At 73.2% G+C, this 26231-nt stretch carries 19 protein-coding genes; 6 read left to right on the forward strand and 13 right to left on the reverse strand.

Features of this window, described 5'->3' with window-relative positions:
• A partial coding sequence (locus A3IG_RS29045) for a transketolase C-terminal domain-containing protein (protein WP_018383143.1) occupies positions 1–1331 on the forward strand: 1331 nt, incomplete at its 5' end.
• Between the two features lie 138 nt (positions 1332–1469).
• Positions 1470–2873, forward strand: a complete 1404-nt coding sequence (locus A3IG_RS0108570; protein WP_018383144.1) for a glycosyltransferase family 39 protein — start codon at positions 1470–1472, stop codon at positions 2871–2873.
• A gap of 72 nt (positions 2874–2945) precedes the next feature.
• Here A3IG_RS0108570 and A3IG_RS0108575 read toward each other — a convergent pair whose 3' ends face one another.
• The 7 genes from A3IG_RS0108575 to A3IG_RS0108605 all read right to left on the reverse strand — a co-directional run bounded on the left by A3IG_RS0108575 (position 2946) and on the right by A3IG_RS0108605 (position 11814).
• Positions 2946–3845 (reverse strand): aldo/keto reductase, encoded by a 900-nt coding sequence (locus tag A3IG_RS0108575; RefSeq protein WP_026220037.1) that lies wholly within the window; start codon positions 3843–3845, stop codon positions 2946–2948.
• A 276-nt stretch (positions 3846–4121) separates the two neighbouring features.
• Entirely contained in the window at positions 4122–4526 is a 405-nt protein-coding gene (locus tag A3IG_RS0108580) for a hypothetical protein (protein ID WP_026220038.1), read from the reverse strand.
• A 102-nt stretch (positions 4527–4628) separates the two neighbouring features.
• Positions 4629–6749 (reverse strand): 3-hydroxyacyl-CoA dehydrogenase NAD-binding domain-containing protein, encoded by a 2121-nt coding sequence (locus A3IG_RS0108585; protein WP_018383147.1) that lies wholly within the window; start codon positions 6747–6749, stop codon positions 4629–4631.
• Position 6750: 1 nt separating this feature from the next.
• Positions 6751–7965 (reverse strand): thiolase family protein, encoded by a 1215-nt coding sequence (locus tag A3IG_RS0108590; RefSeq protein ID WP_018383148.1) that lies wholly within the window; start codon positions 7963–7965, stop codon positions 6751–6753.
• A gap of 778 nt (positions 7966–8743) precedes the next feature.
• Positions 8744–9985 carry an HRDC domain-containing protein gene (locus tag A3IG_RS0108595; RefSeq protein ID WP_018383149.1) on the reverse strand — a complete coding sequence of 414 codons (1242 nt, stop codon included), beginning with the start codon at positions 9983–9985 and terminating at the stop codon, positions 8744–8746.
• Between the two features lie 118 nt (positions 9986–10103).
• Entirely contained in the window at positions 10104–10757 is a 654-nt protein-coding gene (locus A3IG_RS0108600) for a response regulator transcription factor (RefSeq protein ID WP_026220039.1), read from the reverse strand.
• 397 nt (positions 10758–11154) lie between these two features.
• A complete protein-coding gene (locus tag A3IG_RS0108605) occupies positions 11155–11814 on the reverse strand; it encodes a DUF3000 domain-containing protein (protein ID WP_078500203.1) in 660 nt (219 codons plus the stop codon).
• A gap of 201 nt (positions 11815–12015) precedes the next feature.
• Here A3IG_RS0108605 and hemE point away from each other — a divergent pair, with 201 nt between their 5' ends.
• A complete protein-coding gene (gene hemE / locus A3IG_RS0108610; RefSeq protein ID WP_236719041.1) occupies positions 12016–13023 on the forward strand; it encodes a uroporphyrinogen decarboxylase in 1008 nt (335 codons plus the stop codon).
• 74 nt (positions 13024–13097) lie between these two features.
• On the opposite strand, the gene A3IG_RS29050 is transcribed toward hemE, so the two are convergent.
• Positions 13098–14240: a DUF4349 domain-containing protein gene (locus tag A3IG_RS29050; RefSeq protein WP_018383153.1), complete on the reverse strand. Its 1143-nt coding sequence runs from the start codon at positions 14238–14240 to the stop codon at positions 13098–13100.
• A 181-nt stretch (positions 14241–14421) separates the two neighbouring features.
• Here A3IG_RS29050 and hemG point away from each other — a divergent pair, with 181 nt between their 5' ends.
• Together hemG and hemQ are read left to right on the forward strand one after the other, a co-directional pair.
• Positions 14422–15957: a protoporphyrinogen oxidase gene (gene hemG, locus A3IG_RS29055; protein WP_078500204.1), complete on the forward strand. Its 1536-nt coding sequence runs from the start codon at positions 14422–14424 to the stop codon at positions 15955–15957.
• Between the two features lie 402 nt (positions 15958–16359).
• Positions 16360–17118 (forward strand): hydrogen peroxide-dependent heme synthase, encoded by a 759-nt coding sequence (gene hemQ, locus A3IG_RS0108625; RefSeq protein WP_018383155.1) that lies wholly within the window; start codon positions 16360–16362, stop codon positions 17116–17118.
• Between the two features lie 97 nt (positions 17119–17215).
• Here hemQ and A3IG_RS0108630 read toward each other — a convergent pair whose 3' ends face one another.
• Positions 17216–21505, reverse strand: a complete 4290-nt coding sequence (locus A3IG_RS0108630; RefSeq protein ID WP_157862230.1) for a S8 family serine peptidase — start codon at positions 21503–21505, stop codon at positions 17216–17218.
• A 162-nt stretch (positions 21506–21667) separates the two neighbouring features.
• Here A3IG_RS0108630 and A3IG_RS0108635 point away from each other — a divergent pair, with 162 nt between their 5' ends.
• Positions 21668–22645: a helix-turn-helix domain-containing protein gene (locus tag A3IG_RS0108635; protein ID WP_018383157.1), complete on the forward strand. Its 978-nt coding sequence runs from the start codon at positions 21668–21670 to the stop codon at positions 22643–22645.
• A 108-nt stretch (positions 22646–22753) separates the two neighbouring features.
• On the opposite strand, the gene msrB is transcribed toward A3IG_RS0108635, so the two are convergent.
• The 4 genes from msrB to A3IG_RS0108655 form a co-directional block, all read right to left on the reverse strand.
• Positions 22754–23161, reverse strand: coding sequence for a peptide-methionine (R)-S-oxide reductase MsrB (gene msrB, locus A3IG_RS0108640; RefSeq protein WP_018383158.1), 408 nt, complete (start codon positions 23159–23161; stop codon positions 22754–22756).
• Between the two features lie 9 nt (positions 23162–23170).
• Positions 23171–24565: a UDP-N-acetylmuramate--L-alanine ligase gene (gene murC / locus A3IG_RS0108645; RefSeq protein ID WP_018383159.1), complete on the reverse strand. Its 1395-nt coding sequence runs from the start codon at positions 24563–24565 to the stop codon at positions 23171–23173.
• Between the two features lie 172 nt (positions 24566–24737).
• On the reverse strand, positions 24738–25205 hold the full coding sequence (locus A3IG_RS0108650) for an indole-3-glycerol-phosphate synthase (protein ID WP_018383160.1): 468 nt from the start codon (positions 25203–25205) through the stop codon (positions 24738–24740).
• Between the two features lie 130 nt (positions 25206–25335).
• On the reverse strand, positions 25336–26157 hold the full coding sequence (locus A3IG_RS0108655) for a pyrimidine reductase family protein (protein ID WP_018383161.1): 822 nt from the start codon (positions 26155–26157) through the stop codon (positions 25336–25338).
• Positions 26158–26231 lie beyond the last annotated feature (74 nt).

Genomic DNA, 26231 nt, shown 5'->3' on the forward strand with positions numbered 1-26231 from the left:
AGCCGATTTACGAGTCGTTGCACGGGGCGAAGAAGGGGTTGAAGGATTTCATTGCCCCGCAGGGGATGTTCGAGGATTTGGGTTTGAAGTATGTGGGGCCGATTGACGGGCATGATGTGGGTGCTTTGGAGTCGGCGTTGTTGCGGGCGAAGCGTTTTGGTGGGCCGGTGATCGTGCATTGTTTGACGGAGAAGGGTCGGGGTTATGAGCCGGCGGAGCGGGATGAGGCGGATCGTTTTCATGCGGTGCCGTTGATTCATCCGGATTCGGGGTTGCCGGTGTCGCGGGGTGGGGTGGACTGGACGTCGGTGTTCGGTGCGGAGATGGTGCGGTTGGGGCGTGAGCGTGATGATGTGGTGGCGGTGACGGCGGCGATGTTGCAGCCGGTGGGGTTGGGTCCTTTCGCGAAGGAGTTCCCTGAGCGGGTGTTTGATGTGGGGATCGCGGAGCAGCATGCGGCGACGTCGGCGGCGGGGTTGGCGACGGGTGGGTTGCATCCGGTGGTGGCGTTGTATTCGACGTTCTTGAATCGTGCGTTTGATCAGGTGTTGATGGATGTGGCGTTGCATGGGTGTGGGGTGACGTTCGTGTTGGATCGTGCGGGTGTGACGGGTCCGGATGGGGCGTCGCACCATGGGATGTGGGATATGTCGGTGTTGCAGGTGGTGCCGGGGTTGCGGTTGGCGGCTCCTCGGGATGCGGAGCAGTTGCGGTTGTTGTTGCGGGAGGCGGTGGGGGTGGCGGACGCGCCGACGGTGGTGCGGTTCGCCAAGGGTGCGGTGGGTGAGCCGGTGCCGGCGGTGGGCCGGATCGGGGGGATGGACGTGCTGGCTGCCACGGGCACCGGCCCCGGGGACACCGTCTCTCACACCGCCACTGGTGTGGTTGATGGTGTGGTGGATGGTGTGGGTGTGCGGGCGGATGTGTTGGTGGTGGCGGTGGGTGTGATGGCGTCGGTGTGTGTGGAGGTGGCGGGGTTGTTGGGTGCGCAGGGGATCACGGCGACGGTGGTGGATCCGCGGTGGGTCAAGCCGGTGGATGAGGTGTTGCCGGGGTTGGCGCGGGAGCATCGTGTGGTGGTGACGGTGGAGGACAATGTGCGTACTGGTGGTGTGGGTGCGGCGGTGGCGCAGGTGTTGCGGGACGCGGGGGTGGACGTGCCGGTGCGGGACTTCGGTCTGCCTGAGCGGTTCTTGGACCATGGGTCACGCTCGGAGATCCTCGCCGAGGTCGGACTCACCGCCCCCGACATCGCCCGCCAGGTGACCGGCCTGGTGGCCAGGCTCGACGGCCGCCTGGACGACGAGCCCGCCGAGGTCGTCGTCGAATAGGGCGGGTTGCGGCACCGCGTCAAGGGGCGCGGTGCCGCGACGTCCGCACCGGTGTCCCCTCCGGCGCGGAGCCACAGCGCGGGGCGCGCCGGCGGTGCGCCACGGGCGCCGGGTGCCACCGGTGGATACGGTGAGGGAGTGCCCGCCGTACCGCACTACTGGTCCAGGTTGCTGCCGGCACTGGCCGCGCTGGCCCTGGTCACCCGCGTGCCCTCGTTCCTTCGCCCGGTGTGGAACCCCGACGAGGGTTACCTCGCCACCCAGGCCCGGATGCTCGCCGACGGCGGAGCACTCTACGACACCGTGGTGGACCGCAAACCGCCGCTGTTGCCGTGGACCTACCAGGCCTGCTTCGCCCTGTTCGGTGACGGTTCGCTCCAGCCGCTGCGGGTGCTCGCGGTAGGGGCGCACCTGATGACGGCGGTCGCCCTGGCGAGCACCGCCCGCCGGCGGTGGGGGGACCACGCCGGGGCAGCCGCCGGGGCGTTGTACCTGCTGATCTCGATCGGGCTCGCACCGGAGGACACCCAGACGGCCTCCTTCGAGGTGTTCATGCTCCCCGGCACCGCCTGGGCCTTCCGCTGTGCCGAACGCCGACAGTGGGCCTCGGCCGGGACCTGCGCGGCGCTGGCCGCGTTGACCAAGCAGACCGCGGGGGTGGTGCTGCTACCGCTGGCCTGGATGCTCTGGCGCCGGCGTGACGTCCGCGGCACGCTCACCACCGCCCTCGGCTTCGCCCTTCCGGTGACCGCGGTGGCGCTGGCCACCGGCCCCGGCGGCTTCCTGTTCTGGACGGTCACCGGCAACGGCGACTACGCCGCGCTCGGCGACTCCTGGCGCACCGCGTTCGCCCGGGCAGCGGGGAACGCCGCCGTGCTGGCGGTCGCTGCCGCCGCCCCGCTCGCCGCGGTCATCCGGCTGCGGGTCGGCCACCGTGCCGTGGCCGACCCCGCCCTGTGGCTGTGGCTCGCCGGCAGCGGGCTGGCTGTGCTCGCCGGCCTGCGGTTCTTCGGCCACTACTACCTCCAGTTGGTGCCCCCGCTGACCCTCCTCGGGGTGGCCGCGCTGCGCCGCCTGCCCCACTGGTGGCGTCCCGTGCTGGCCTGCACCGCGCTGACCGCGGCCGGGTACTGGTCCTGGGGGGTGGTGCACCCCGCTGGGGAACTGGACCACACCCGGGTGGTGGCCGCATCGGTCCGGGAGCACACCGCGCCCAAGGAGGAGGTGCTGATCTGGGGGATGCACCCGGAGGACTACTGGTTCGCGGACCGGCGCCCCGCCTCCCGCTTCCTGACCGCGGGACTGCTGACCAACTTCGGCGGTGGACGCGGTGACGAGCGGGTGGGGGAGGAACACGGGGTGCCCGGGGCCTGGGTGACCTTCCGCGAGGAGCTGCGGACGCGTCCCCCGGCGCTGGTCGTGGACGACTCCCGAGGTGCCCCCTACCGCCCGGCTCAGATCCCCGAGCTGCGGCGCTTCCTCGACCGGCACTACCGGCGGCTGGACACCGCGGACGGCGCGGTGCTCTACACACGCCGGTGACGCCGTCCCGGGTGGCTCCGTCCCGGGTGACGGTGCGCGGACCGGGTCGGAGAGGCGCGGAGCGGCGTGTGGTCAGGCGGGGGGAGCTCCGAGCAGGCGCATCTCCTCGTCGGTGAGTCGGAGCGCGCCCGCCGCGACGTTGGCTTCCAGGTGGTCGGGGTTGCCGGTTCCCGGGATAGCCAGCACGTGCGGCCCGTGGTGCAGGGTCCACGCCAACCGGACCTGGGCCGGTGAGGCGCCGTGGGCCCTCGCGACGGCCAGCACCCGCTCGCTCCCGCCCGGACTCGCGGCGGCGCCCCTCTCGCGGCCCTGGCCGGCGATGGCGAAGTAGGGCACGAAGGCGATGCCCTGCTCGCCACAGCTCCGCAGCACCTCGTCCTGCGCCCGGACGTCGAGGCCGAACTGGTTCTGCACACACACCACCGGCGCGATGGCCTGGGCCTGGGCCAACTGGGCGGCTGAGACGTTGGAGACTCCCAGGTGCCGGACGAGGCCGGCATCGCGCAGCGTTGCCAGCGCGCCGAAGTGTTCGGCGATCGACGGCTGGGACATCCTGCGCAGGATCACCACGTCGAGGTGGTCCAGGCCGAGCTGGCGCAGGTTCTCCTCCACCTGGCCGCGGAGCTGCTCGGGCGTGGCCGAGTACCACTCACCCGACGGGTCCCTTCCGGGGCCGACCTTGGCCACGATGACCAGGTCCGCGGGGTACGGGGACAGCGCCGTGTTGACCAGCTCGTTGGCCGAGCGCAGCCGGGAGAAGTAGAAGGACGCGGTGTCGATGTGGTTGACGCCCAGCTCGACCGCGCGGCGCAGCACCCGGATCGACACCTGTCGGTCGCTGGGCGGGCCCTCCTCGAACGCGGCGCCGCCGGTGAGGCGCATCGCTCCCAGACCGATCCGGTTCACCCGCAGGTCGCCGAGGGTCCAGGTGCCGGCGGCCGACGCGTCGGGGGTCGTGGCGGGTTCGGTCAAGTCCGGGTCCTCCTCGGTCACCGTTCGCCCCGACCCCGTTGGCCGCGGACGCGGACGAGGCGCCTGGGCGCGTCGCTGTGGCAGCGGCCGTTGCCCGGCGGTTCCCCGCGACAACGCATCATGGGTCAGGACCGCCGCGGTGAGAAGGAGTAGCCGGAGGGGGAAACCTCACACCGGCGGCGGGAACGTGACGGCGACACACGTCGTTCTAACTGGTGCGGGACGTCGGACGCGCCGTTGCGCCCCCGACGGTCCCGCGAGCCGGGCCCGGGGCGTTCAGGGACGGACCGTCAGTGGCCCGGCCACCTCGGCGCCGTGGGCGGCCACCCGTTCCCGCAGCGCCCGGTCCGCGGTCACCACCAGCACGGGGCGTTCGGGGTCGGCGGCCCTGGCCTCCGCCACCACGGCCACGATGCGGTCGTCCCCACTGCCCGCGGTGCCCACGACCCGCACCCCGACGACCGAGGACACCCGTCGAGCCGCACCCTCCACCACGAGCAGCACCTCAAGCGGTCCCTGGCGGGCCCACCGCGGGACGTCGGACCGGTCCGGCAACCCAGCGTGGCCGAGCGGGGCGAGGGCGTCCCGCAGTCGTTCGTTGGCCCCGTGGCGGTCCCGCCACCACCCGTCCGGAACCGAGCCCACCACGTTGGCGCCGTCCACGACGACGAGAGGAGTCATGCGACAAGCGTCGCACGGACCTCGACGCCCACCGTGCCCCCGGGAGGCGGCCCCGGTCGGGGCCGCCTCCGGTGGTGCCGTGTCGTCGCCGAACGCCCGGCGCTACGCGGGGACGCTGGCGACGCCCGCGGGGAGGAACGGCTTGCCGTTGACGCGTTCCGAGACGCCGGAGCGGTCCAGGTACGGGGTGATCCCGCCCAGGTGGAACGGCCAGCCGGCGCCGGTGATCAGGCACAGGTCGACGTCCTGGGCCTCCGCCACGACGCCCTCGTCCAGCATGAGCTGGATCTCCTGGGCGATGGCGTCGAGCGCCCGGTCACGCACCTGCTCCTCGGTCAGCACCCGGTCACCCGTCCGGAACAGCGCGGCCACCTCCGGGTCCACCTCGGGCTTGCCCGAGTCGTACCGGTACACGGCCCGTTTGCCGGCCTCCACGATGCGACCCAGGTTCTCCGAGACCGGGAACCGGTCGGGGAACGCCGAGTGCAGCGTTCCGGCCACGTGGTGGGCCACCGCGGGGCCGACCAGCTCCAGCAGCACGATCGGGGACATCGGCAGACCCAGCGGGGCCAGCGCGCGGTCAGCGACCTCCACCGGGGTGCCCTCGTCGATGGCGTGCAGCACCTCGCCGAGGAACCGGGTCAGCACCCTGTTGACCACGAACGCCGGCGCGTCCTTGACCAGCACGGCGGTCTTCCTGAGCTGCTTGGCCACGGCGAACGCGGTGGCCAGCGAGGCGTCGTCGGTCTGCTCACCGCGCACCACCTCCAGCAGGGGCAGCACCGCGACCGGGTTGAAGAAGTGGAAGCCCACCACCCGCTCCGGGTGCTTCAGCTTCGACGCCATCTGCGACACCGACAGCGAGGAGGTGTTGGTGGCCAGCACCGTGTCCGGCCGCACCACGGCCTCCACCTCGGCGAACACCTGCTGCTTGACGGCCATCTCCTCGAAGACCGCCTCGATGACGAAGTCGGCGTCGCCGAAGGCCTCCGCCTTGTCCAGGGACCCGGTGACCGACGCCCGCAGCCGGTTTGCCTTGTCCTGGTTGATCCTGCCCTTGGCCAGCAGCTTGTCCACCTCGTCGTGGACGTAGGCGACGCCCTTGGCCACCCGCTCGGCGTCGATGTCGGTGAGCACCACCGGGACCTCGAGGCGGCGGGCGAACAGCAGGGCGAGCTGGGAGGCCATCAGGCCGGCGCCGACGATGCCGACCTTGGTCACCGGGCGGGCCAGGGACCTCTCCGGAGCCCCCACCGGCCGCTTCCCGCGCTTCTGCACCAGGTTGAACGCGTACAGCCCGGCCCGCAGCTCACCGCCCATGACCAGGTCGGCCAGGGCCTCGTCCTCGGCCTGGAAGCCGGCACGCAGATCGCCGTTCTTCACCATGGAGATGATGTCCAGCGCGCGGTACGCGGCCGGTGCGGCCCCGTGCACCTTGGAGTCCGCCAGCGCCCTGCCACGCTCCACGGCGGCGTCCCACGCCTCGCCGCGGTCCACCTCGGGCCGCTGCACGTTGAGCTCGCCCTTGAGGACGGCCGAGGTCCAGCGCAGCGACTCCTCCAGGAAGTCCGCGGCCTCGAACATCGCGTCGGCGATGCCGAGCTCGAGCACCTGTACGCCCTTGAGCTGCCGGTTCTGGTTGAGGGCGTTCTCGATGATCACCTTGATCGCCTGGTCGGCGCCGATGAGGTTCGGCAGCAGGGTGCAACCGCCCCACCCGGGCACCAGGCCGAGGAACACCTCCGGCAGCGAGAACCCGGGCACCGCCGTCGAGACCGTCCGGTACGAGCAGTGCAGGCCGATCTCCACGCCGCCACCCATGGCCGCGCCGTTGTAGTACGCGAACGTGGGCACCGCCAGCGACTGGAACCGCTTGAACACGTCGTGGCCGCCCCGGCCGATGGCCAACGCGTGGCCGCGCTCCCGGACCGCCTCGACGCCCTTCAGGTCGGCGCCGACCGCGAAGATGAACGGCTTGCCGGTCAGTCCGACGCCGACGATCTCTCCGGCGGCGGCCTCGGCCTCCACCTGGTCCAGCGCGTTGCTCAGGTTGACCAGGCCCTGCGGCCCGAACGTCGTCGGCTTGGTGTGGTCATGGCCGTTGTCGAGCGTGATCAGCGCGAAGCGGCCGGCGTTCCGCGGGAGGTCCAGATGGCGGACGTGAGCCTGGGTGACCACCTCGTCGGGGAAGAGTTCCTGCGCGAGCTGGGAAAGGTCGTTCACGTCACTTGGCCCCTTCGTAGTGCGGGTTCTCCCAGATCACGGTGCCGCCCATGCCCATGCCGATGCACATGGCGGTGATGCCGTAGCGGACCTCAGGGTGCTCCTCGAACTGGCGGGCCAACTGGATCATCAGCCGCACCCCGGAGGACGCCAGCGGGTGGCCGAAGGCGATGGCGCCACCCCAGGCGTTGACCCGCTCGTCGTCGTCGGGCAGCCCGAAGTGGTCCAGGAAGGACAGCACCTGGACCGCGAACGCCTCGTTGATCTCGAACAGGCCGATGTCGTCGATCGACAGGCCGGCCTTCGCCAGAGCCTTCTCGGTGGAGGGGATCGGTCCCAGCCCCATGACCTCCGGCTCCACCCCGCAGAACGCGAACGTCACCAGCCGCATCCGCACCGGGAGACCCAGCTCGTGCGCGGTCTCCTCCGCGGCCACCAGGCACGCCGTCGCACCGTCGTTGAGACCCGCCGAGTTGCCCGCGGTGACCCGACCGTGCGGCCGGAACGGCGTCTTGAGGTTGGCGACGCCCTCCATCGTGGTGTTCGGGCGCATCGGCTCGTCCGCTGTGGCCAGACCCCAGCCGAGCTCCCCGCCCTCGGGCGTGGTGCGCCGCACCGCCACCGGCACCAGGTCCTGCTGAATCCGCCCGTTGGCGTACGCCTTGGCGGCACGCTCCTGGCTGCGCACCCCGAACGCGTCAGACCGCTCCTTGGTCAACTGCGGGTAGCGGTCGTGGACGTTCTCCGCCGTCATCCCCATGACCAGGGCGGACGTGTCCACCAGCTTCTCGGAGAGGTAACGCGGATTGGGGTCGACGCCCTCGCCCATCGGGTGCCGGCCCATGTGCTCGACCCCCCCGGCCAGCACCACGTCGTAGGCGCCGAGGGCGATGCCGCCCGCCGCCGTGGTGACGGCGGTCATCGCCCCGGCACACATCCGGTCGATGGCGTAGCCGGGCACCGACTTGGGCAGGCCCGCGAGCAGCGCAGCGGACCGGCCGATGGTCAGGCCCTGGTCACCGAGCTGCGTGGTGGCCGCCACGGCCACGTCGTCCACCCGCTCCGGGGGCAGGTCCGGGTTGCGCCGCAGCAACTCCCGGAGGCACTTGATCACCAGGTCGTCGGCGCGGGTCTCGTGGTACATGCCCTTCGGGCCCGCCTTGCCGAACGGGGTGCGGACGCCGTCTACGAAGACGACGTCCCTCGCGGTACGCACATTGGCTCCTTCTCTTGGTGTTCGCTCGCCGCCGGCCGCTTTGGGGTGCCCCTGCCGGCGTTCCTCAGCGCGCTCCCTCGTTCCTCGGTCGCGGGCTTCGTCTCTTCGGCCGGGGCAGCGGCCTTTGGCTCGCTCACGTCTGCGCGTCGTCGGGGTGAAGGTGCACGACACTGCGGCCTTTGGTTGTGTTCGCTCGCCGCCGGCCGCTTTGGGGTGCCCCTGCCGGCGTTCCTCAGCCGGCTCCCCCCGCGCGGCGCCAGCCGCATGATGTGGGAGCCCTCGGTCGCGGGCTTCGTCTCTTCGGCAGGGGCGCGGCCCGCGGCGCCAGCCGCATGGTGTCGCTGCGGCTCGCTCACGTCTGCGCGTCGTCGGGGTTCGGGTGCACGACACTGCGGCCTCTTTTGGTGTTGCTCGCCGCCGGCCGCATGGTGTGGGAGCCCTCGGTCGCCGGCTTCGTCGCGTGTCGGGGCGTGGTGGGGGGTTCGCTCGCTGCTGGCCGGCGGGGGCCGCCGCTGACGGTCCTCGGCGCCGTGGTCCGCCACGCGGCGTCGGCCGCGTGGTGTCGGGGCCCTCGGGAGCCTGGTCTCGTCGCTCCCGACGTCGGGCGTGGCCCTGGGCTCGCTCACGTCTCCGTCACGTCTCCGTGTCGCCGGGGATGGGACTGCATGACGACCCCCACGGTGGCACGCCGGCAGGCGCGGGTGTGCCACCGGAGGCGTCGTCGGAAGCCTATGCTACTTGCGGGTAACTCGTGTGCCCAGTCCCTCCTGGTGTGACCTCACCCAGATGGCGAGACCAGGGCCGCCACCAGGACCGGGGTGACCAGTTCCACCTGCCAGGAACGGGCTCCGTGGGAGGACAGGACGGCGGAGATCTCCTCCGGGGTCGGCTCCTTCGGTGGTGACCAGCACAGGCGGCGCACCGTGTCCGGGGTGATCAGGTTCTCCTGGGGCAGCCCGAGGGACTGGGCCAGGGCGGTCACCGCGGTTCGCGCGGCGGAGAGGCGGGCCGCGGCGGCCGGGTCCTTGTCGGCCCAGGCGCGGGGTGGGGGCGGGCCGGTCACCGGGGCCGAGGGTTGCGGCAACTCGTTCTCCGGCAGGGCGCGGGCCCGTTCCACCGCGGCCATCCACTGCTCGAGTTGGCGGCGGCCGGTGCGGTGGCCGAACCCGGGGAGCACGGCGAGGGCGTGGAGGTTCTGCGGGGTGGCCAGCGCGGCGGCGACGATGGCCGCGTCAGGCAGCACCCGGCCCGGTGAGACGTCCCGTTCCCGGGCGATCCGGTCCCGCGCCGTCCACAGTTCGCGCACCACGGCGAGCTGCCGGCGGCGGCGGATCTTGTGCATCCCCGAGGTGCGGCGCCACGGCTCGGCCCGTGGCTCCGGCGGTGGAGCCGCCGCGATGGCCGCGAACTCCTCCAACGCCCAGCCCAACTTGGCCTGCTGGGTCAGCTCCTCCTCCAGTGCGTCCCGGAGGTCCACCAGCAGCTCCACGTCGAGGGCGGCGTAGCGCAGCCAGGGCTCGGGCAGCGGGCGCGTGGACCAGTCCACGGCCGAGTGGCCCTTCTCCAGGGAGTAGCCCAGGACGTTCTCCACCATGGCGCCGAGACCGACCCGGGGGAACCCGGCCAGCCGCCCGGCCAGCTCGGTGTCGAAGAGGTGCTGGGGGCGCATCCCCACTTCCGCCAGGCAGGGGAGGTCCTGGCTGGCGGCGTGCAGCACCCACTCGGTGGTGGAGAGCGCGGTCCCGAGTGCGGTCAGATCCGGGCAGGCGATGGGGTCGATCAGCGCGGTCCCCGCTCCGGCGCGGCGCAACTGGACCAGGTAGGCCCGCTGTCCGTACCGGTAGCCGGAAGCGCGTTCGGCGTCGACAGCGACCGGACCGGTACCCGCCGAGAAGGCAGCGACCACCGAGGCCAGTGCCTCCGGGCTGGCGACGACCGGCGGGATGCCCTCGCGCGGATCCAGCAGCGGGACCGGCGCCGGGGTCTGGTCGGTTACGGCGGCTTCAGGGGCGTCGGTCACCTACCCAGGGTAGCTGTCCATACAAAACGCCCGCCGGCGGAGCGCTCCGCCGACGGGCGCGTGCCCTGGTCCGCCCCGGTGTGCTCCGGTGCGTCCGAAGGGTCGGGATGGGGTGGCTCTAGTGGATGATGCCGGTGCGCAGGGCCACCGCCACCATCCCGGCCCGGTCACCGGTGCCCAGCTTGCGGGCGATGCGGGCGAGGTGGCTCTTGACGGTCAGTGCCGAAAGGCCCATGGAGACGCCGATCGCCTTGTTGGACTGGCCCTCGGCGACCAGCCGCAGCACCTCCACCTCCCGGCCGGAGAGCTCGCGGTAGCCGTTGGCGGTGGCGCCCGGTGGACGGCGCAGCCGCGTCGCGCCGACGCCGATCGGGGCGGCGCCCGGCCGGTTGGCCAGGCCCACGCTGGTCCTGGTGCCGGTGACGACGTAACCCTTGACCCCGCCGGCCAGCGCGTTGCGAACCGCGCCGATGTCGTCGGCGGCGGAAAGGGCGAGACCGTTGGGCCAGCCCGCCGCCCTGGTCTCGGCGAGGAGGGTCAGCCCCGAGCCGTCGGGGAGGTGCACGTCGGCGACGCAGATGTCCCTGGGAGTGGCCACCCGGGGACGTGCCTCAGCGATGGAGGAGGCCTCGATGACGTCCCGGACTCCGAGCGCCCAGAGGTGCCGGGTGACGGTACTGCGGACACGCGGGTCGGCGACGACGACCATCGCTGTCGGCTTGTTCGGCCGATAGGCGACCAGGCTTGTGGGGTGCTCGAGAAGAACCGACACCGGGCCTCCTGTGGGGTGGCAGGACGGGTCCGACATGGGGAAGTCGGGGGGATCCGCTGATGAAAAGGGTCACTGAGTGCTTCGGCACCATCCGTGCCCGGCTTTAGCGAAAGATCCCGATTTAGTTAGTAACAATTCGGGCAATGCCGTCTGTTGAACGATCCCAGGGCGCCTGAAATGCCGACTTATCGGTCAGTGCCGGTCGTCGGACGAACGGGTCCACGCCGCGTCCGGTGACCGTGCGTCATCGGTTCCGGTGCCGGCGCCCCGCTTCCGACCAGCTCCTGGCACCCGGTGTCCCCGGGGCTGCGACCCGGTCGGTCCCGGGCGGGGGCCGGCGCCACGACCGGGGGCGGCGCCCCCGGTCCGCGGGTCCGGGGGGCCTCAGCGCCCGGGCTCAGCGCCGAGGGCCACGGCGGGAGGGCATCGGCACCACGGGGCCCCCGCCGGGACCACCGGGCCCCTCCCCGCCCGTTCCGCCACCCCCACCGGGTGTGGCGGGAGGCAGCCCCGCGCTGGCGCACAGCAGGTCGCACCAGGCCGCCAGGTGTGGCAGCAGGTCAGGGCCCGCCTCGGGCTCACGGGGGGTCCACGAGGCGCGGATCTCCACCGTGGTGGAGACCGGGCGGGCACCCAACCCGCCGAAGTAGTGCGAGGAGCAGCGGGAGACCGTGCCGCTCGGGGCCTCGTACGCGGCGCCGTGGGCCTGGAGCGCACCGGTCAGCCAGGACCAGCCGACCTCGGCCAGCAGGGGGTCGGCCGCCATCTCGGGTTCGAGGTCCGCCCGCACCAGGGTGACGAGGCGGAAGGTCCCGTGCCACGCCCCCTGCCCGGCCGGCTCGTGCAGCAGCACCAGCCGGCCGTCGGCCAGTTCCGCTCCGTCCTGCTGCACCGTGCCGGTCACCGCGTACGCGTACGTCGCCAGCCGCGCCGGGGGGCGGGTGGGGGTGAGCTCGACCTCCGGGCGCACCGTCGCCGCGCGCAGGGCGTCCACCGCGCGCTGGAACCGGAGAGGAGGGTCATTCCCGTCCGGGAAGTGCCCGCTGACCGCTGCCATGCCCGGAAGACTAGGCTGCTGGAGGCCGTCAGTGGTGCATGCCGCGTGCGTGGGCGGGTCGCCCGCTTGGAGCATGCGAGGATTCGGTGTGTGATTGCCAACGGACAGCCAGTGGACGACGGACAGCCGCAGGGCCGGCGACCCGCCGGGGGCGCCCCCGGCCCGGGGGTACGCAGGGGGCCCGCGTACGACTCCGCGTTTCTGCGCGCCTGCCGCCGCGAACCGGTCCCGCACACACCGGTGTGGTTCATGCGCCAGGCGGGCCGCTCCCTGCCGGAGTACCGCCAGGTGCGTGAGGGCATCGCCATGCTGGACTCCTGCATGCGCCCCGACCTGGTGACCGAGATCACCCTCCAGCCGGTGCGTCGGCACCGGGTGGACGCCGCGATCTTCTTCAGCGACATCGTGGTCCCGCTCAAGGCCATCGGGCTCGACCTGGACATCCGGCCCGGCGTCGGCCCGGTGGTGGCCGAGCCCATCCGCAGCCGCGCCGACCTGGAGCGGCTGAGGCCGCTGGAACCGGACGACGTGCACTACGTGACCGAGGCCGTGGGGCTGCTCACCGCGGAGCTCGGCACCACCCCGCTGATCGGTTTCGCGGGCGCGCCGTTCACCCTGGCGAGCTACCTGATCGAGGGTGGTCCCTCGCGGAACCACGAGCGCACCAAGGCGCTCATGTACGGGGACCCCGACCTGTGGCGGGACCTGCTCGACCGGCTCGCCGGCATCACCGCGACGTTCCTGCGCGTGCAGATCGCCGCGGGCGCCTCCGCGGTGCAGCTCTTCGACTCCTGGGCCGGTGCGCTGGCCCCGCAGGACTACCGTCGCTCGGTCCTGCCGGCCAGCACCAAGGTCTTCGACGCGGTGGCGGGTCTCGGGGTGCCGAGGATCCACTTCGGGGTGGGCACCGGGGAACTGCTGCACCTGATGGGGCAGGCCGGGGCCGATGTGGTCGGGGTGGACTGGCGGGTGCCGCTGGACGAGGCGGCGCGGCGGATCGGTCCGGGCAGGGCCGTCCAGGGCAACCTGGACCCGGCGGTGCTGTTCGCCCCGCACCAGGTGGTCCAGGCGAAGGCGAGCGAGGTGCTGCTCGCCGCCAAGGCGACCGAGGGCCACGTGTTCAACCTGGGGCACGGGGTGCTGCCGACGACCGATCCCGACGCGCTGACCAGGCTGGTCGACTTCGTCCACACCACGTCCCAGGCGTGACGCTCGTGTCGGCGCGTCGCAGCGACGGCGGGGCGGGGCCCGGTGCGGACCCCGCCCCGCCGTCACCCGTCGGCTCAGGAACCCCGCGGGGCCTCGCCGTCGGCGGGGGGCTCGGCGGTCGGTGACGGGGGCGGCGCCTGGTGGGCCGGGGCCGGGGCCGGGCCCGTGACGCCGGGCGTGGGCGGCGGCAGCGGCCCGGGGACGGGCAGCGGCGTGGAGGCAGGCACGGGCACCGCCGCGGTCCGGGGACGCCGGATCACGCCCCGCCTGACCAGGACCCGCAACAGCAGGTACACCAACAGAGCGAGCACCAGGAACGGCAGCGACGCCGCGAGCGCCACCAGCACCGCGCCGACCGCCACCACGAGGGCGTCCCAGCCCCCGCGCAGCGCGTCCCCGACGGACTCGCCGATCCCCTCGTCGTCGTCCTTCTTCTCCTCCTCCTTCGCCGGCTCGGTGAGCTCAACGGTGACGGTCGCCATCGACGTGCGGTCCCGGAGGGACTCCAACTGACGTTGGTAGGAGTCCAGGTCGGCCTGGCGGCTGGTCAGCTCGGCCTCGAGCGCCACCACGTCCGCGATGGTCCTGGCCTCCCCCATCAGCTCCCGGACCCGGTCCACGCTGGCCTTCTGGGCCTTCAGCCGGCTGTCGGTGTCCACCACCTGGTTGGTGACGTCCTTGGTGGACTCGGTGCGGCCGGTCAGCTCGTTGCCCTTGGCGCCCCCGAGCTCGGTGAGCTGCTCGAGGGTGTCGTCGTAGGTGTCGACCGGCACCCGCAGCACCAACCTGGAGTGCGCCTGCCCCAGGTCGTCGGTCTCGGTGCGTTCGTTGCCGACGTAACCGCCGGCCCCGTCGGCGAGCTGTCGCGCCCGGTCCACCGCGTCGCTGAGGTCCCGGGTGCGGATCTCCAGGGTGGCGGTGCGGATGACGTGGGTCTTCGCGGCGACCGGCGTCTCCTTGCGCACCGTCGGGTCCTGGTCCGAGTCGGTGGTCCTGGCGGCCTGCGGTGCCGCCTTGTCGGCACTGGTGCCCTCGCCCGGCCCCCGCTCGCCGCGCTGGTCCGCGGGTGCGACCGCCGCCTGGTCCGCGGAGCCGTCCGAGCCGCCGCCGCTGGAGCCGCACCCGGTGACCGGCACCAGCAGGGCCAGCGGCAGGGCGAGCAGCGGCAGCCGTCGGACCCGGCGGCGTCCCGGAGCGCCGGACGGTGGTGAGTGCATCGTCGTTCCCCCCTTGGTGAGCGCGAACCGCCCGAGGCGGCGGCGCGTGGTGTGTCGCCGCTTCGACGGGGCCGACCGGGGGGAGGTTCCCGTTCGCGGATCGCGAACAGATCACGATGGGGCCGCGGAACGGGACGACCGCGGCGCGTCGCGCGTCATCACGGTCTGCGAGAGTGGGGACATGAACGCTTCGCCGGCCCAGCCTCGTTTCCGGTCCCGTCCCCGGGGCGCCGCCCCCGTACAGGTCGTCGTGGTCGGAGGAGGCATCTCCGGCCTGGCGGCGGCGTGGTTCCTGACCGGTGGTGCCGAGCGGGGGGAGACCGAGGAGGCGCGCGGGGGCACCGCGGGCGACCGCCCGCTGTCGGTCACCGTGCTGGAGGCCACGGCGCGGCTCGGCGGGAAGCTGTACGCGGACGAGATCGCCGGGGTTCCGGTCGATCTCGGTGCCGAGTCCATCCTGGCGACCCGCACCGAGGCGGTGGAGCTGGCCCGGGCGGTGGGCCTCGAGCCGGACCTCGAGCCGCCCGCCACCACCGAGGCGAAGGTGTGGACCCGCGACGCGCTGCGTCCCCTGCCGGGCGGCCAGGTCATGGGGGTCCCCGGCGACCTCGGTGCCCTGGTGTCCTCCGGGCTGCTCTCCCCGCGGGGCCTGGCCCGACTGTCGCTGGACCGGGCGCTGCCACCCACCCCGGTGCGGGAGGACGTGTCGGTCGGCGACTACGTCTCCGCACGGCTGGGCCGGGAGATCGTCGACCGGCTGGTGGACCCGCTGCTCGGCGGGGTGTACGCCGGCGACGCCTACCGGATCTCGCTGCGCGCCGCCATGCCCAAGCTCTACCAGGAGCTGCGGGCCCGCCGCTCGCTGACCGGGGCGGTGCGCCGACTGCGCAGGTCCGGGCCGCCGAGGACCGGTCCGGTCTTCACCGGTGTCCGCGGCGGGGTGGGGCGGCTGCCGCTCGCGGTCGCGGACGCCTGCCGCGGGGCCGGAGTGGAGATCCAGACCGAGACCCGGGTGAGCGACCTGCGGCGGTTGGGCTCCCGCTGGCAGTTGGTGGCGGAGGGACCCAAGGGACGGCAGGTGCGGGAGGTGGACGCGGTGGTGCTCGCGGTCCCGGCGCCGGCCGCGGCGGAACTGCTGCGGGTCGAGGCGCCCCAGGCGGCGGCCGAGCTGGCCGGCGTGGAGTACGCCAGCATGGCGTTGGTCACCATGGCGTTCCGCCGCAGGGACGTGGCCGGGCTCCCGGAGGGGAGCGGCTTCCTGGTGCCCGCCGTGGACGGCCGGGCCATCAAGGCGTCCACGTTCGCCAGCCGCAAGTGGGGCTGGATCTCCGACGCCGGCAAGGACACGTTCGTGCTGCGCACGTCCGTGGGCCGGTACGGCGAGACCGCCCACCTGGACCGGGAGGACACCGACCTGGTCCGGCTGTCCCGGGCCGATCTGGCCGAGGCGGCGGGGCTCCGGGCGGCTCCGGTGGCCGCCCGGGTCACCCGCTGGAACGACGGGCTGCCGCAGTACGCGGTGGGCCACGTGGACCGGGTGGAGCGGGTGCAGGCCGAGGTCGCCAAGTTGCCCGGGCTCGGTGTGTGCGGGGCGGTGTACGACGGCGTCGGCATCCCGGCGTGCGTGGGCAGCGCCCGCAGGGCCGTGGACGGTCTGCTGGACGGGGTGAACCCCGCCCGCGCCGGGCTCGGCGGCGGAGAGACAATGAGGTCGTGACCCTCTCCCCGTCCGAGGGCGGGGGGCCAGTGGTCACTCGCTGGGTTTGTTCCGTCGACGACTGCCCTGTTCGGGAGGACTTCCGTTGAGGTCTCGCACCGCTTCCGCAGGCGGTCACCGCTGGCCCGGCGGTCCGGGTGCGGTGTGCCGGGTCGGTGTCGCGGTGGTGAGTGGTGTCGCGGTCGCACGTCCGCACGGTGGTGCGCCGCTCGCCGGCCGGGTGGAGGCAGGGGCGACACGCGCGCTGGACCTGCCGCGCCACGCCTCACACCCTCCCAGTTCCGTTGGGAGCGGCGCCCGTTGGCCAGGTGGCCCAGCGGACCCCACCGCTGCGCGGCTCTGCTCCGAGGACGTGTTCCCTCCCCGCCCCGAAGGGCGGGACACCCACGCAAGGAGAATCCGATGACCTCCACCCCCGCCGAGAACCAGGTGCCGTCCGACCAGGCCACCCCGTCCGAACCGGAGGAGCGGACCGGGAAGAGGAAGGCCCGCGACCTGAACCAGGTCATCAGGTACACCCTGTGGTCGGTCTTCCGGCTGCGTGAGGTGCTGCCCGAGGACCGGGAGGGCTACGCGGCCGAGGTCGAGGACCTCTTCCAGAAGCTGGCCACCAGGGACGTCACGGTGCGCGGCACCTATGACGTGTCGGGGCTGCGCGCCGACGCCGACCTGATGATCTGGTGGCACGCGGAGACCGCGGACGCCCTCCAGCTCGCCTACAACGAGTTCCGGCGCACCCGTCTCGGCCGGGCCATGGAACCGGTGTGGTCCAACATGGCGCTGCACCGCCCGGCCGAGTTCAACAAGAGCCACATCCCGGCGTTCCTCGCCGAGGAACAGCCGCGCGACTACGTCAGCGTGTACCCCTTCGTCCGTTCCTACGACTGGTACCTGCTGCCCGACGAGGACCGCCGCCGGATGCTCGCCGACCACGGCCGGATGGCCCGCGGTTACCCGGACGTCCGGGCGAACACCGTGGCTTCCTTCTCCCTCGGCGACTACGAGTGGCTGCTCGCCTTCGAGGCGGACGAACTGCACCGGATCGTGGACCTGATGCGGCACCTGCGCGGCTCCGAGGCCCGGATGCACGTCCGCGAGGAGGTGCCGTTCTACACCGGGCGCCGCAAGTCCGTCGCCGAACTCGTCGCCGACCTGGCCTGACGCCGCCGCCCCGGCAGAGGGGGACGGCGCCGCGCCGGGGCTCGTCCTGAGCCCCGGCGCGGGTGCCCGTCGCTGCCGGGTGGCCGGCGGGACGGTGTCAGCCGATCCTCAGCCGGTGCGCACCCCCGTCCTCAGTGCCCGCGTACAGCCACCGGCCGTCCGGGCTGGTGGCCAACGAGACCACGGACAGGTTCTGCAGGCCACCGGAGACGTTGACCCAGGTGCGCCCCCCGTCGGTGCTGCGCAGCACCCCGCGCCCGCCCTTGAGCAGGCCGTTGGCCGTGAACGACCTGGTGGCCGCGTAGAGCGTGCCGGGGTTCGTGGGGGAGGACACGACCTCGGAAACCCAGGTCGGCGCCTCGGAGGCCTCGGCGACCCGGAAGGTGCGCCCGGAGTCCTCACTCACCCTGATGTCGGGGCCGCCGGCCACCACCCGCTGGCCGTCGGACGAGATCCACAGCGAGCGGACGGCGCCGTCCGCCACCTTGGTGACCGTGGTGCCGAAGTCGTCCGACCGGTACAGGCCACGGCTGCTGCCCAGCCACAGGCGGTCGGGGTCGCTCGGGTCGGCGGCGATCGTGGTGAAGATCTCGTCGTGGAACAGCTTCTTCCACGTCGTCCCGCCGTTCCTGGTCACGTAGAGCCCGGAGCCGCGAAGGCTCCAGAACGGCACCGCCACCCGCTCGTCGTCCCCGGAACCCAGGGCCAGACCGAACGGGGTCTCCCCGGTGGTGCCGCGGCGCTCCCAGGTCTCGCCCCCGTCCGTGCTGCGGTAGACGTGGAACCGCGAGACGGCGTCCTTGCGGATCTTCCAGACCGTCCCGGGGTCGTCGGGGTCGACCGCGAGCTGGCCGACCTTGACGCCGAAGTACGCCTCCTTGCCGGTCAGACCCCACTCACGGGTCTGCGGCGTGACCTCGCCCGTGGGCAGCGGGGTGCGGTAGACGTCGGAGTCGGTGCCCGCGAGGAGGCGTTGGACCCCGTCCTGACCGGTGGTGACGGCGAGGTCGTAGACGGTCTTGCCCTGGACGCCGATGCGTTGCGGATCGGTGCCGTCGAGCCGGGTGCGGAACATGCCGGCGCCCGGCGAGGTCCACAGCAGGCCGTCGGGACCCCAGTGGGCGATGTCGGTCTCCACCGCGCCGCGCACCGGCTGCTCCACGGCCTCCCAGGTCGTGCCGTGGTCGCGGCCCAGGTGGTGCGTGTTGCGGTAGGTGAACACCGCGAGGGTCCCGTTGTCCATGACCATGGACAACGCCGACCGGTCGGCGACCTGGTACAGCTCCTGCCAGGTGCGCCCGGAGTCCCGCGACCCGATCACCCGGTCCTCGTCGTCGAGCACCGCGACCAGGTCCCCGTCGGCGACCAGGTCGCCCAGCGGCTGGTGCTCCGCGGTGTGGACCTGCTCGACCTGCGGTGTCCCCGGCGCTGGACCGGCGATGTCCCGCACGGCCCAGACCGTGGTGCTGTCGGCCAGGTACAGGTCGTCCCCGCCGACCGCGGCCCCCTGGAGGTCGCCGGAGACCGGGCTGGGCTGGGAGGTCCAGTGGTCGCCGTCGTCCCGGCTGACCAGCAGGCCGTCTGCGGTGACCGCGATCAGCACCCGCGTGTTCTGGTCGCTCACCAGCGCGCGGATGCGAACGTCGGGGACGTCGAGGACCTGCCAGGTGCGTCCACCGTCCCGGGTCCGCAGCAGTCGGCCCTGGTAGGTGGGGTCGAGGGTCACGCCGATCACGCCGTCGGTTCCGCTGTTGACGGCGTACCACATGGTCTCGGCGTCGGTGGAGTCGATGACGATCTGGCCCGTGCCCGCCGCCACCGGGAGCCGGCTGCGCTGGGTCCAGGTGCGCCCGGAGTCGTCGGTCGTCCACGGGGCGAGGGTCTGGTACCGGGCCAGCGCGGCCACGGAGGGGTCGGCGGGGGTGGTGGAGATGTCGCCGGCCTCGCTGTTGGGGCCGATCGGCTCCCAACGGTCCCCTCCCGGGCGGTTGTCCTGCGGCAGCACCTCGAGGTACGAGCCGCCGACCAGCCGGGTCCCGCCCGTGGTGTCGGCGCTGGCGGCCACGGCGTAGGTGCCCGGCACGGTGCCGTTCAGCGCGGCGCGGTACCAGGTGCCGTGGTCGTGGGTCATCCGCACCGTCGTCGGCCGGCCCCGGGGCGGGGTGACGGTCAGCGTCGGCGGTGAGGCCAGCTCGGTCGGGCTGTAGACGAACGCGGAGGAGCGCCCGTCGCTGGGGTCCGGCGAGGCCTGCACCAGCAGGGGACGGGCGGCCAGCAGGTAGGGCACCCGCAGCGTCGGGGAACCGTCCTGCCGCGGGTCGGCGATCAGCCACCCGGACAGGTCCTGGTCACGGTCGGGCCGGTCGCCGGAGACGGCGACGGTCACCGTGGCGGAGCCGCCGGCCGGGATGTGGACCCGGGGCGGGGAGACCGACGCCTTGCCCGCGTCCCCCGCCGAGGGGCGGGCGCGCAGGTCCACGGTTACCGGCCGGTCCTCCGTGTTGTGCAGGGTGACCTCGCCCCGGTCGCTGATCCTGGAGTGGGTCAGGTCGGCGAGCCCGAGGGAGAGCGAGGTGGGTGACGCGGTGAGGCTGGCGTCGGCCGCCGCCGCCACGTCCAGGCGGCCCGCTCCCTGGCCGGTGGGGGCGGCGTCGCCCTTGGCCGGGGCCGCGGAGCCGATCAGCCGCCCACCGATCCGCTCCACGCTCTCGTCCGGACGGAGCTGGCGCAGCAGGGCGGCGGCGCCGGCGACGTGCGGGGCGGCCATGGAGGTTCCGGACACCCGGTACTTCCCCGGTGCCCACTGGTCGGTCGGCCAGGTGGAACTGATCTCCACACCCGGGGCGACCAGGTCGGGTTCCAGGTGGAAGTCCGCGGCCGGGCCCCGGGAGCTGAACGCGGCGATCTCGTCGGTGACGTCCCTGCCGCCCACCGACACCCGCACCGGACCCTTCTCGAGGTCCGCCGCCAGTTCCGGCCACTGCAGCTCGGAGACGCCCAACACGACGATCTTGTCCATCCGGAAGCTGTCCCCGGACTCCTGCGTCCCCGGCACCACCGGCACACCCTGGCCCGTGGGCGGGGCCGGGGGTTCCCCGACGGGTTCCCCGGCGGCGAGCACGGGACCGCCGCCGGACTCCTCGTAGGCGAGCAGGGCCACCGCCCCGCGGTCCTCGGCGAGCCGGGCCTGGTCCAGCATCTCCGGGCTCACGTAGCGCATGTCCTCGGGGATGCTGGCGCGGTAGGCGACGACCTTGCCGCGGACGTCGCCCACCCGGTCGTAGTCGGCGGCCGTGCCCTCGCCGACGTCCACCAGTTCGCCCGTGACCGGCTCGCTCGGCGCGGACGCCGAGTAGGGGGCCCGGAACGTCTGGAGCAGGTCCTCCCGGGGGGAGACGACGCGTGCGGTGGGCAGGGCGACGCCGCTGGCCGAGGCGCCGACCGAGATCACGCCACGGGCGGACGCCGGGGTGCCCACGGTCTGCGCTCCGGGACCGGAGTTCCCGGCGGAGGCGACCACCACCACGCCCAGGTCCACCGCGGCGCTGGCGGCCAGGCCCAGGGGGTCGGTGCCGTCACCGGGACCGCCGAGGCTCATGTTGACCACGTCGGCGCGGTGCGGGTTGGCGGGGTCCACCGCGGCGTCGAGCCCGGCGATGATGTCCGAGACGTAACCGAGGCCCCGGTCGTCCATCACCTTGTACGCCGTCAGCTCGGCGTGCGGGGCCACACCGGTGATCCGGTCGGGGTCGCCCTCGCCGTCCGCGGCGATGATCCCGGCGACGTGGGTGCCGTGGCCGTTGTCGTCCGCGGGGTCGGCGTCGTTGTTGACGAAGTCGTGGCCGGCGACGACCTTGTGGCCGGGGCCGAAGCCCGCACCGAGGTCGCGGTGGGTGTAGTCCACGCCGGAGTCGATCACGGCGACCGTCATCCCGTCGCCCCGCGCCCCGGTTCCCCCGCCGGCCCTGCCGTTCCACACCTCGCGGGCACCGACCAGGTTGACGCTGGTGTCGGTGTTGACCTTCATCAGGGTGTCCGGCACCACGGCGGCGACCCCGGGCAGCCCGGCCAGCCGGTCGGTGTCCGCGGCGGGCACGGTGACAGCGACGCCGTTGATCAGGCCGGTGACGTGGCGCCGGGCCCTGGCGTCGATCCCCGCGTCGTTGGCGGCCTCGACGAACCGCCGTTGCTGGGCCCTGAGGGCGTCCCGGCGCTTGTCGAGCTGGTCCTTCGCCGCGCGGCTCACCGGGCCCCGCGTGTCGATGTCCTGACGTTCGATCACCGCGAGCGCGGGGTCGGCGTCGAACTGGACGAACACCCTGGCCGTCCCTGAGGCGGGCGCCGCTTCGGCGCTCGTCGGTGCGCCACCGGCGGCGATCGCGGTCACGGCCAGGAGGAACGCCGCTGAGGCCGGGAGGAGGGATCTTCGTACGGGGGGTGATGAGGATATGGAGCGCATCGTTCAGTGGTAGCGACCCGGCCCTTTGCCGAGCAATCGTTTCTGCGGCCCCTTGCGGCCACTGGCACTCTTGGGCCACGATTCACGGCCATGGGAGACGAGGGGACCACGGGGGAGGGCGGGCTGAGCTCGGTCGGCGTCTCGGCCTTCGACGAACGGGTCTACCGAGCGCTGGTCGGTGGTCGTTCCGCGACCCCCGCCGAGCTCGGCGCCCAACTCGACGTCTCACCCGACCGGGTGGACCGTGCGCTGGCCAGGCTCCGTGCCCAGGGGCTCGCCAGCCGCCTCGCCGGTCGGCTGCGCCGGTACACCGCGGTGGAGCCGGAGGCCGCCATCGAGACGCTGGTGCGGCAGCGCACCGCGCAGCTCGAGGCGGTGCGCGGCACGGCCGCCGAGCTGGCCGCGGCGTTCCACGCGATGCGGCACCGCAACGGCGCCGGGGGAGCGGTGGAGGTGCTGGTAGGACCGCAGTCCCTGGGCCGCTGGTTCGTCCGCCTCCAGCACCAGGCGCGCGAGGAGATGCTGGTCCTCGACCGCCCCCCGTACGCCCTGGCGCCCGACAACCCGGTGGAACCCGTCAGTCTGGCCCAGGGGGTGCACTGGCGGGGCGTCTACTCACCCGAGGCCCTCCAGATGCCCGGCAGCCTGGAGGAGATCGAAAGGCTGGCCACCTGCGGCGAGGAGGCCCGGGTGCTGCCCGGTCTGTCGATGAAGATGGCGATCGCCGACCGGAAGGTGGCGCTGCTGCCGCTCAGCCTGGACCTGGAGACGGCGCACTGCGCACTGGTGCGGGAGTCCACCCTCCTGGACGGCCTCGTTGACCTCTTCGAGGCGTACTGGGCGCGGGCCGTGCCGATCGGCAACCAGTCGCCGGCGCCCGAACTCGCCGAGGAGGACCGGACGCTGGTGACCCTCCTGGCCAGCGGGCTCACCGACGCGGCCATCGCCCGCCGCCTGGGGGTGTCGCTGCGCACCATGCGCCGGCGCACCCGGCGGATCTTCGACGAGCTGTCGGCGACCAACCGGTTCCAGGCCGGGCTCCAGGCCGCGCGCCGCGGCTGGCTGTGACCCGGGGCGGCGCGGCGGGCCCCGGACCGCGCTCCGCCGCGCCGGGCACCGGCCCCCGGCCCGCGCCGAGCCCGGAACCGCGGCGTTCCGGGCTCACCCGTCGGCGGGTCAGTCCTCGCGGGGAACGAGCCGCAGGGAGACGGAGTTGATGCAGTACCGCTGGTCCGTGGGGGTCGGGTAGCCCTCACCCTGGAAGACGTGCCCCAGGTGGGAACCGCACCGGGCGCAGCGCACCTCCGTGCGGACCATGCCGTGGGAGCGGTCGGGGAGCAGTTCGACGGCGGCGCTGTCGGCCGGGTCGTAGAACGAGGGCCAGCCGCAGTGGCTCTCGAACTTGGTGTCCGACCGGAACAGCTCGGCGCCGCACGCCCGGCACTCGTAGACGCCGGTGGTCTTGGTGTCCGTGTACTCGCCGGTGAACGCGCGCTCGGTGCCTGCCTCGCGCAACACGTGGTACTCGTCGGGAGTGAGCTGTTTGCGCCACTCCTCCTCGGTCTTCTCCACTTCGTACGTCATGGGTGAAGGTTATGTCCGGATCCTGGAGAGAATCTCGGGCCCGAGGAACGTTACGTCGCCCGCGCCCATGGTGAGCACCAGGTCACCGGGGCGCACCAGTCCGGCGACGACGTCGGGGACGGCCGCCATGGAGTGCACCGGGTGCACCTCGGCGCCCCCCGCGGCGGCGGCCCTGACCACGATGTCGCTGGTCACCCCGGGCACCGGGTCCTCCCGGGCGGGGTAGATGTCCATCACCACCGCGGCGTCGGCCAGGGCCAGCGCCTGGCCCATCTCCACGCCGAGCTCCTGGGTCCTGCTGAACAGGTGGGGCTGGAAGACCACCAGGACCCGGCCCGCGCCGGCGTGTCCCCGCACGGCCTCCAGGTCGGCGATGATCTCGGTGGGGTGGTGGGCGTAGGAGTCGATCAGCGAGACCCCACCCGCCTCGCCCTTGAGCTGGAGCCGGCGGCGGACCCCGGTGTACTGGGCCAGGGCCGGGCCGAAGTCGGACGCCGGCACACCGATCGAGGCGGCGGCGGCCAGGGCGGCCACCGCGTTGAACGCGTAGTGCCGTCCCGGCACGGACACCGTGACGGTCAGCTCGCCGCCGCCGAAGGCCTCCGGCAGCGCCACCGTGACCCGCCCGGTCAGCCCCCTCGGGGAGAACTCCAGCACCCGCACGTCCGCGTCGCCGGATTCGCCCACCTGGATGATGCGCAGGTCCTTACGGGTGATCCGGGAGGTCAGCTCGCGGGCGCCGGGGTTGTCCGAGGAGATCACCAGGGTGCCGTCGGGGGTGATCCGGTCGACGAAGGTCAGGAAGGAGTCGTACACCTCCTCCAGGGAGGCGTAGTTGGCGTGGTGGTCGAGCTCCACGTTGAGGATCACCGCCACCTCGGGGCTGTAGCGGTGGAAGCTGCGGTCGCTCTCGTCGGCCTCGGCGACGAAGATCTCGCTGGTGCCGTGGTGGGCGTTGGAACCCGGCTCGTTCAGGTCCCCACCGATGGCGAACGACGGGTCGAGCCCCAGGCTGGCCAGGCTCACCGCGAGCATGCTCGTGGTGGTGGTCTTGCCGTGGGTGCCGGCCACGGCGATGGCCCGGCGGCCCTGCATCAGGCTGGCGAGCGCGTCGGCCCGGTGGATGATCGGAACCCCTCGGGCGACCGCGGCCGTGGTCTCCGGGTTGTCGTCGCGGATGGCGCTGGAGACCACCACACAGCTCGCGTCGTCGGCGAGGTTCTCCGCGGCGTGGCCCACGTGCACCCGGGCGCCGAGCTGTCGCAGCGCCAGCACGGTGGCCGACTCCCTGGCGTCGCTGCCGGCCACCTCCGCCCCGCGCATGGCGAGGATCTTCGCCAGGCCCGACATGCCCGCCCCGCCGATGCCGACGAAGTGGGGGCGGTCCATGGAGGCCGGTGCCATCTGTGTCTCTCCCCGGGTGCGACGCGCGTTCTGCGGCCCAGCGAGCACACCGCCGCTCCGGTGGAGCGGTTCGGCAGCGCTGGGCGATGCCTTTAGATTCTGCACCACAACGGGGGAACGGCGGTGCCGGGGATGCCGGGCGCCGGCCAGGTGGTGGTGCACCGTTGGTGCCTCACTCGTTGTGAGCGAAGAGCTTCAGGACGGGCACGCCCACCTGGTGCCGTGCCCGGGAGGCCCAGTCACGGTGGAAGAACTCCTCCACCAGGTGCGGTGCGGTGAGTACCACCACCTCGTCGGCGTCGGTCTCCTCGACCACCGAGCGCAACAGGTCCAGCGGGTCCCCCTCCACGACCTGGCCCACCGCGTCGCTCCCGGCGTCGCGCAGCGCCCGGACGCTGTGCTCGAGGGCCCGGTGGGCCAGTGGTGCCGATGCTTCCTCCTCTTCCTCGCCCGCCTCGCGGGGCACGTCGCCCAGTCGCCCGAGTGCCACGTCGTCCAGGGCCCGCAGTAGCCGGTCCTGGTCGCCACGCGGCTGCATCAGCAGCACGAAGGAGACCGGCTCCTGGTCGTGCAGCGTGGTGATGAGGTCGACATCGGCGGGGACGAGTGGCTTCTCGATCATCAGCACCGTCGTGAACACGTACGTCCTTCTCTCTCCCAGGACCCACACCCCCCAGGGAACATCCTGGCGCGTGCCGCTCGACTCCGGGGCGACGACGCAAGCATCGAGTAGGTCCGGTACCCGCGGCGGCTGTCCGGAAACGGATGGCTTAGCGGCGTCCGGCGCGGACGTAGCGGGTGAACAGGTAACCATCGTCCTCCAGGAGGCCGGACAGGGTGAACCGGTGCGGCTCGGCGATGTCGGGACCGTTCGTGATCCGCGCGGAGTCGCCCGACGCGATCAGCGGTGACACGCTGAGGCAGAGCTCGTCCAGCACGTCGGCGGAGGCGAACTGGGCGAGCAGCCGGGGGCCGCCCTCGGTGAGCAGCCGGGTGTGGCCGCGGTCGACCAGGGCCCGCACCACCTGCGCCGCGTCCGCCGTGGTTCCCTCGCCGGCCAGCACCACCTCGGCGTGCTGCCGGGCGGCCAGCAGGCGGTCGGCGGGGGCCCGGGCGCCGGTGAGCAGGATGGTGGGCACCACGGGCCGGGTGAACAGCGGGCCGGTGAAGTCCAGGTCCAGGCTGGCACTGACCACGGCCATCACCGGCGCGGGTGACTGTCCGAGCGCGGCACGGCGGGCCGCGAACGCCTTCCGGGCCCTGGCCGGCCCGTACCCCTCTCGCCGGACCGTCTCGGCGCCGACGATGATCACGTCCGCCAGGGCCCGCAGCACCCCGAAGAGGCGCATGTCCGCGGCGCAGGACAGGGGCTCGGAACGCCCCTGGTGGTGGGCGGCTCCGTCCAGGCTCGCGACCATGTTCGCCCGGAGCCACGGGCGGCCGGCCCCGGTGGTGGCGGGGTAGGCGTACGCGTCGGCCAGGTCGTCGAGGGAGTCCGGGCCGTCGGGCGGGCGGGGCGACTCGCCCGGGGGAGGGGCCGTGGCGGCCGGCGGGGAGGACGGGCCGGTGGGGGTGGGGAACAGGCGGCGCATATCCGGCAGTCTGTCACGCGACGTAAGGTTGAGGGCTGTGTCCTCACGAGCCCACCCCTCCGAGCGAGGCCCCG

Origin of the sequence: Wenjunlia vitaminophila DSM 41686 (assembly GCF_000380165.1) — a bacterium.
GTDB classification, from domain to species: Bacteria; Actinomycetota; Actinomycetes; order Streptomycetales; family Streptomycetaceae; genus Wenjunlia; species Wenjunlia vitaminophila.

Bases quoted from the DNA above. Each gene is read 5' to 3' on its own strand.
- A3IG_RS0108580 (WP_026220038.1), bottom strand. From the start codon at position 4,526: ATGACTCCTCTCGTCGTCGTGGACGGCGCCAACGTGGTGGGCTCGGTT.
- A3IG_RS0108605 (WP_078500203.1), bottom strand. From the start codon at position 11,814: ATGGCAGCGGTCAGCGGGCACTTCCCGGACGGGAATGACCCTCCTCTC.
- A3IG_RS29050 (WP_018383153.1), bottom strand. From the start codon at position 14,240: ATGCACTCACCACCGTCCGGCGCTCCGGGACGCCGCCGGGTCCGACGG.
- hemG (WP_078500204.1), top strand. From the start codon at position 14,422: ATGAACGCTTCGCCGGCCCAGCCTCGTTTCCGGTCCCGTCCCCGGGGC.
- hemQ (WP_018383155.1), top strand. From the start codon at position 16,360: ATGACCTCCACCCCCGCCGAGAACCAGGTGCCGTCCGACCAGGCCACC.
- A3IG_RS0108635 (WP_018383157.1), top strand. From the start codon at position 21,668: ATGGGAGACGAGGGGACCACGGGGGAGGGCGGGCTGAGCTCGGTCGGC.
- msrB (WP_018383158.1), bottom strand. From the start codon at position 23,161: ATGACGTACGAAGTGGAGAAGACCGAGGAGGAGTGGCGCAAACAGCTC.
- murC (WP_018383159.1), bottom strand. From the start codon at position 24,565: ATGGCACCGGCCTCCATGGACCGCCCCCACTTCGTCGGCATCGGCGGG.
- A3IG_RS0108655 (WP_018383161.1), bottom strand. From the start codon at position 26,157: ATGCGCCGCCTGTTCCCCACCCCCACCGGCCCGTCCTCCCCGCCGGCC.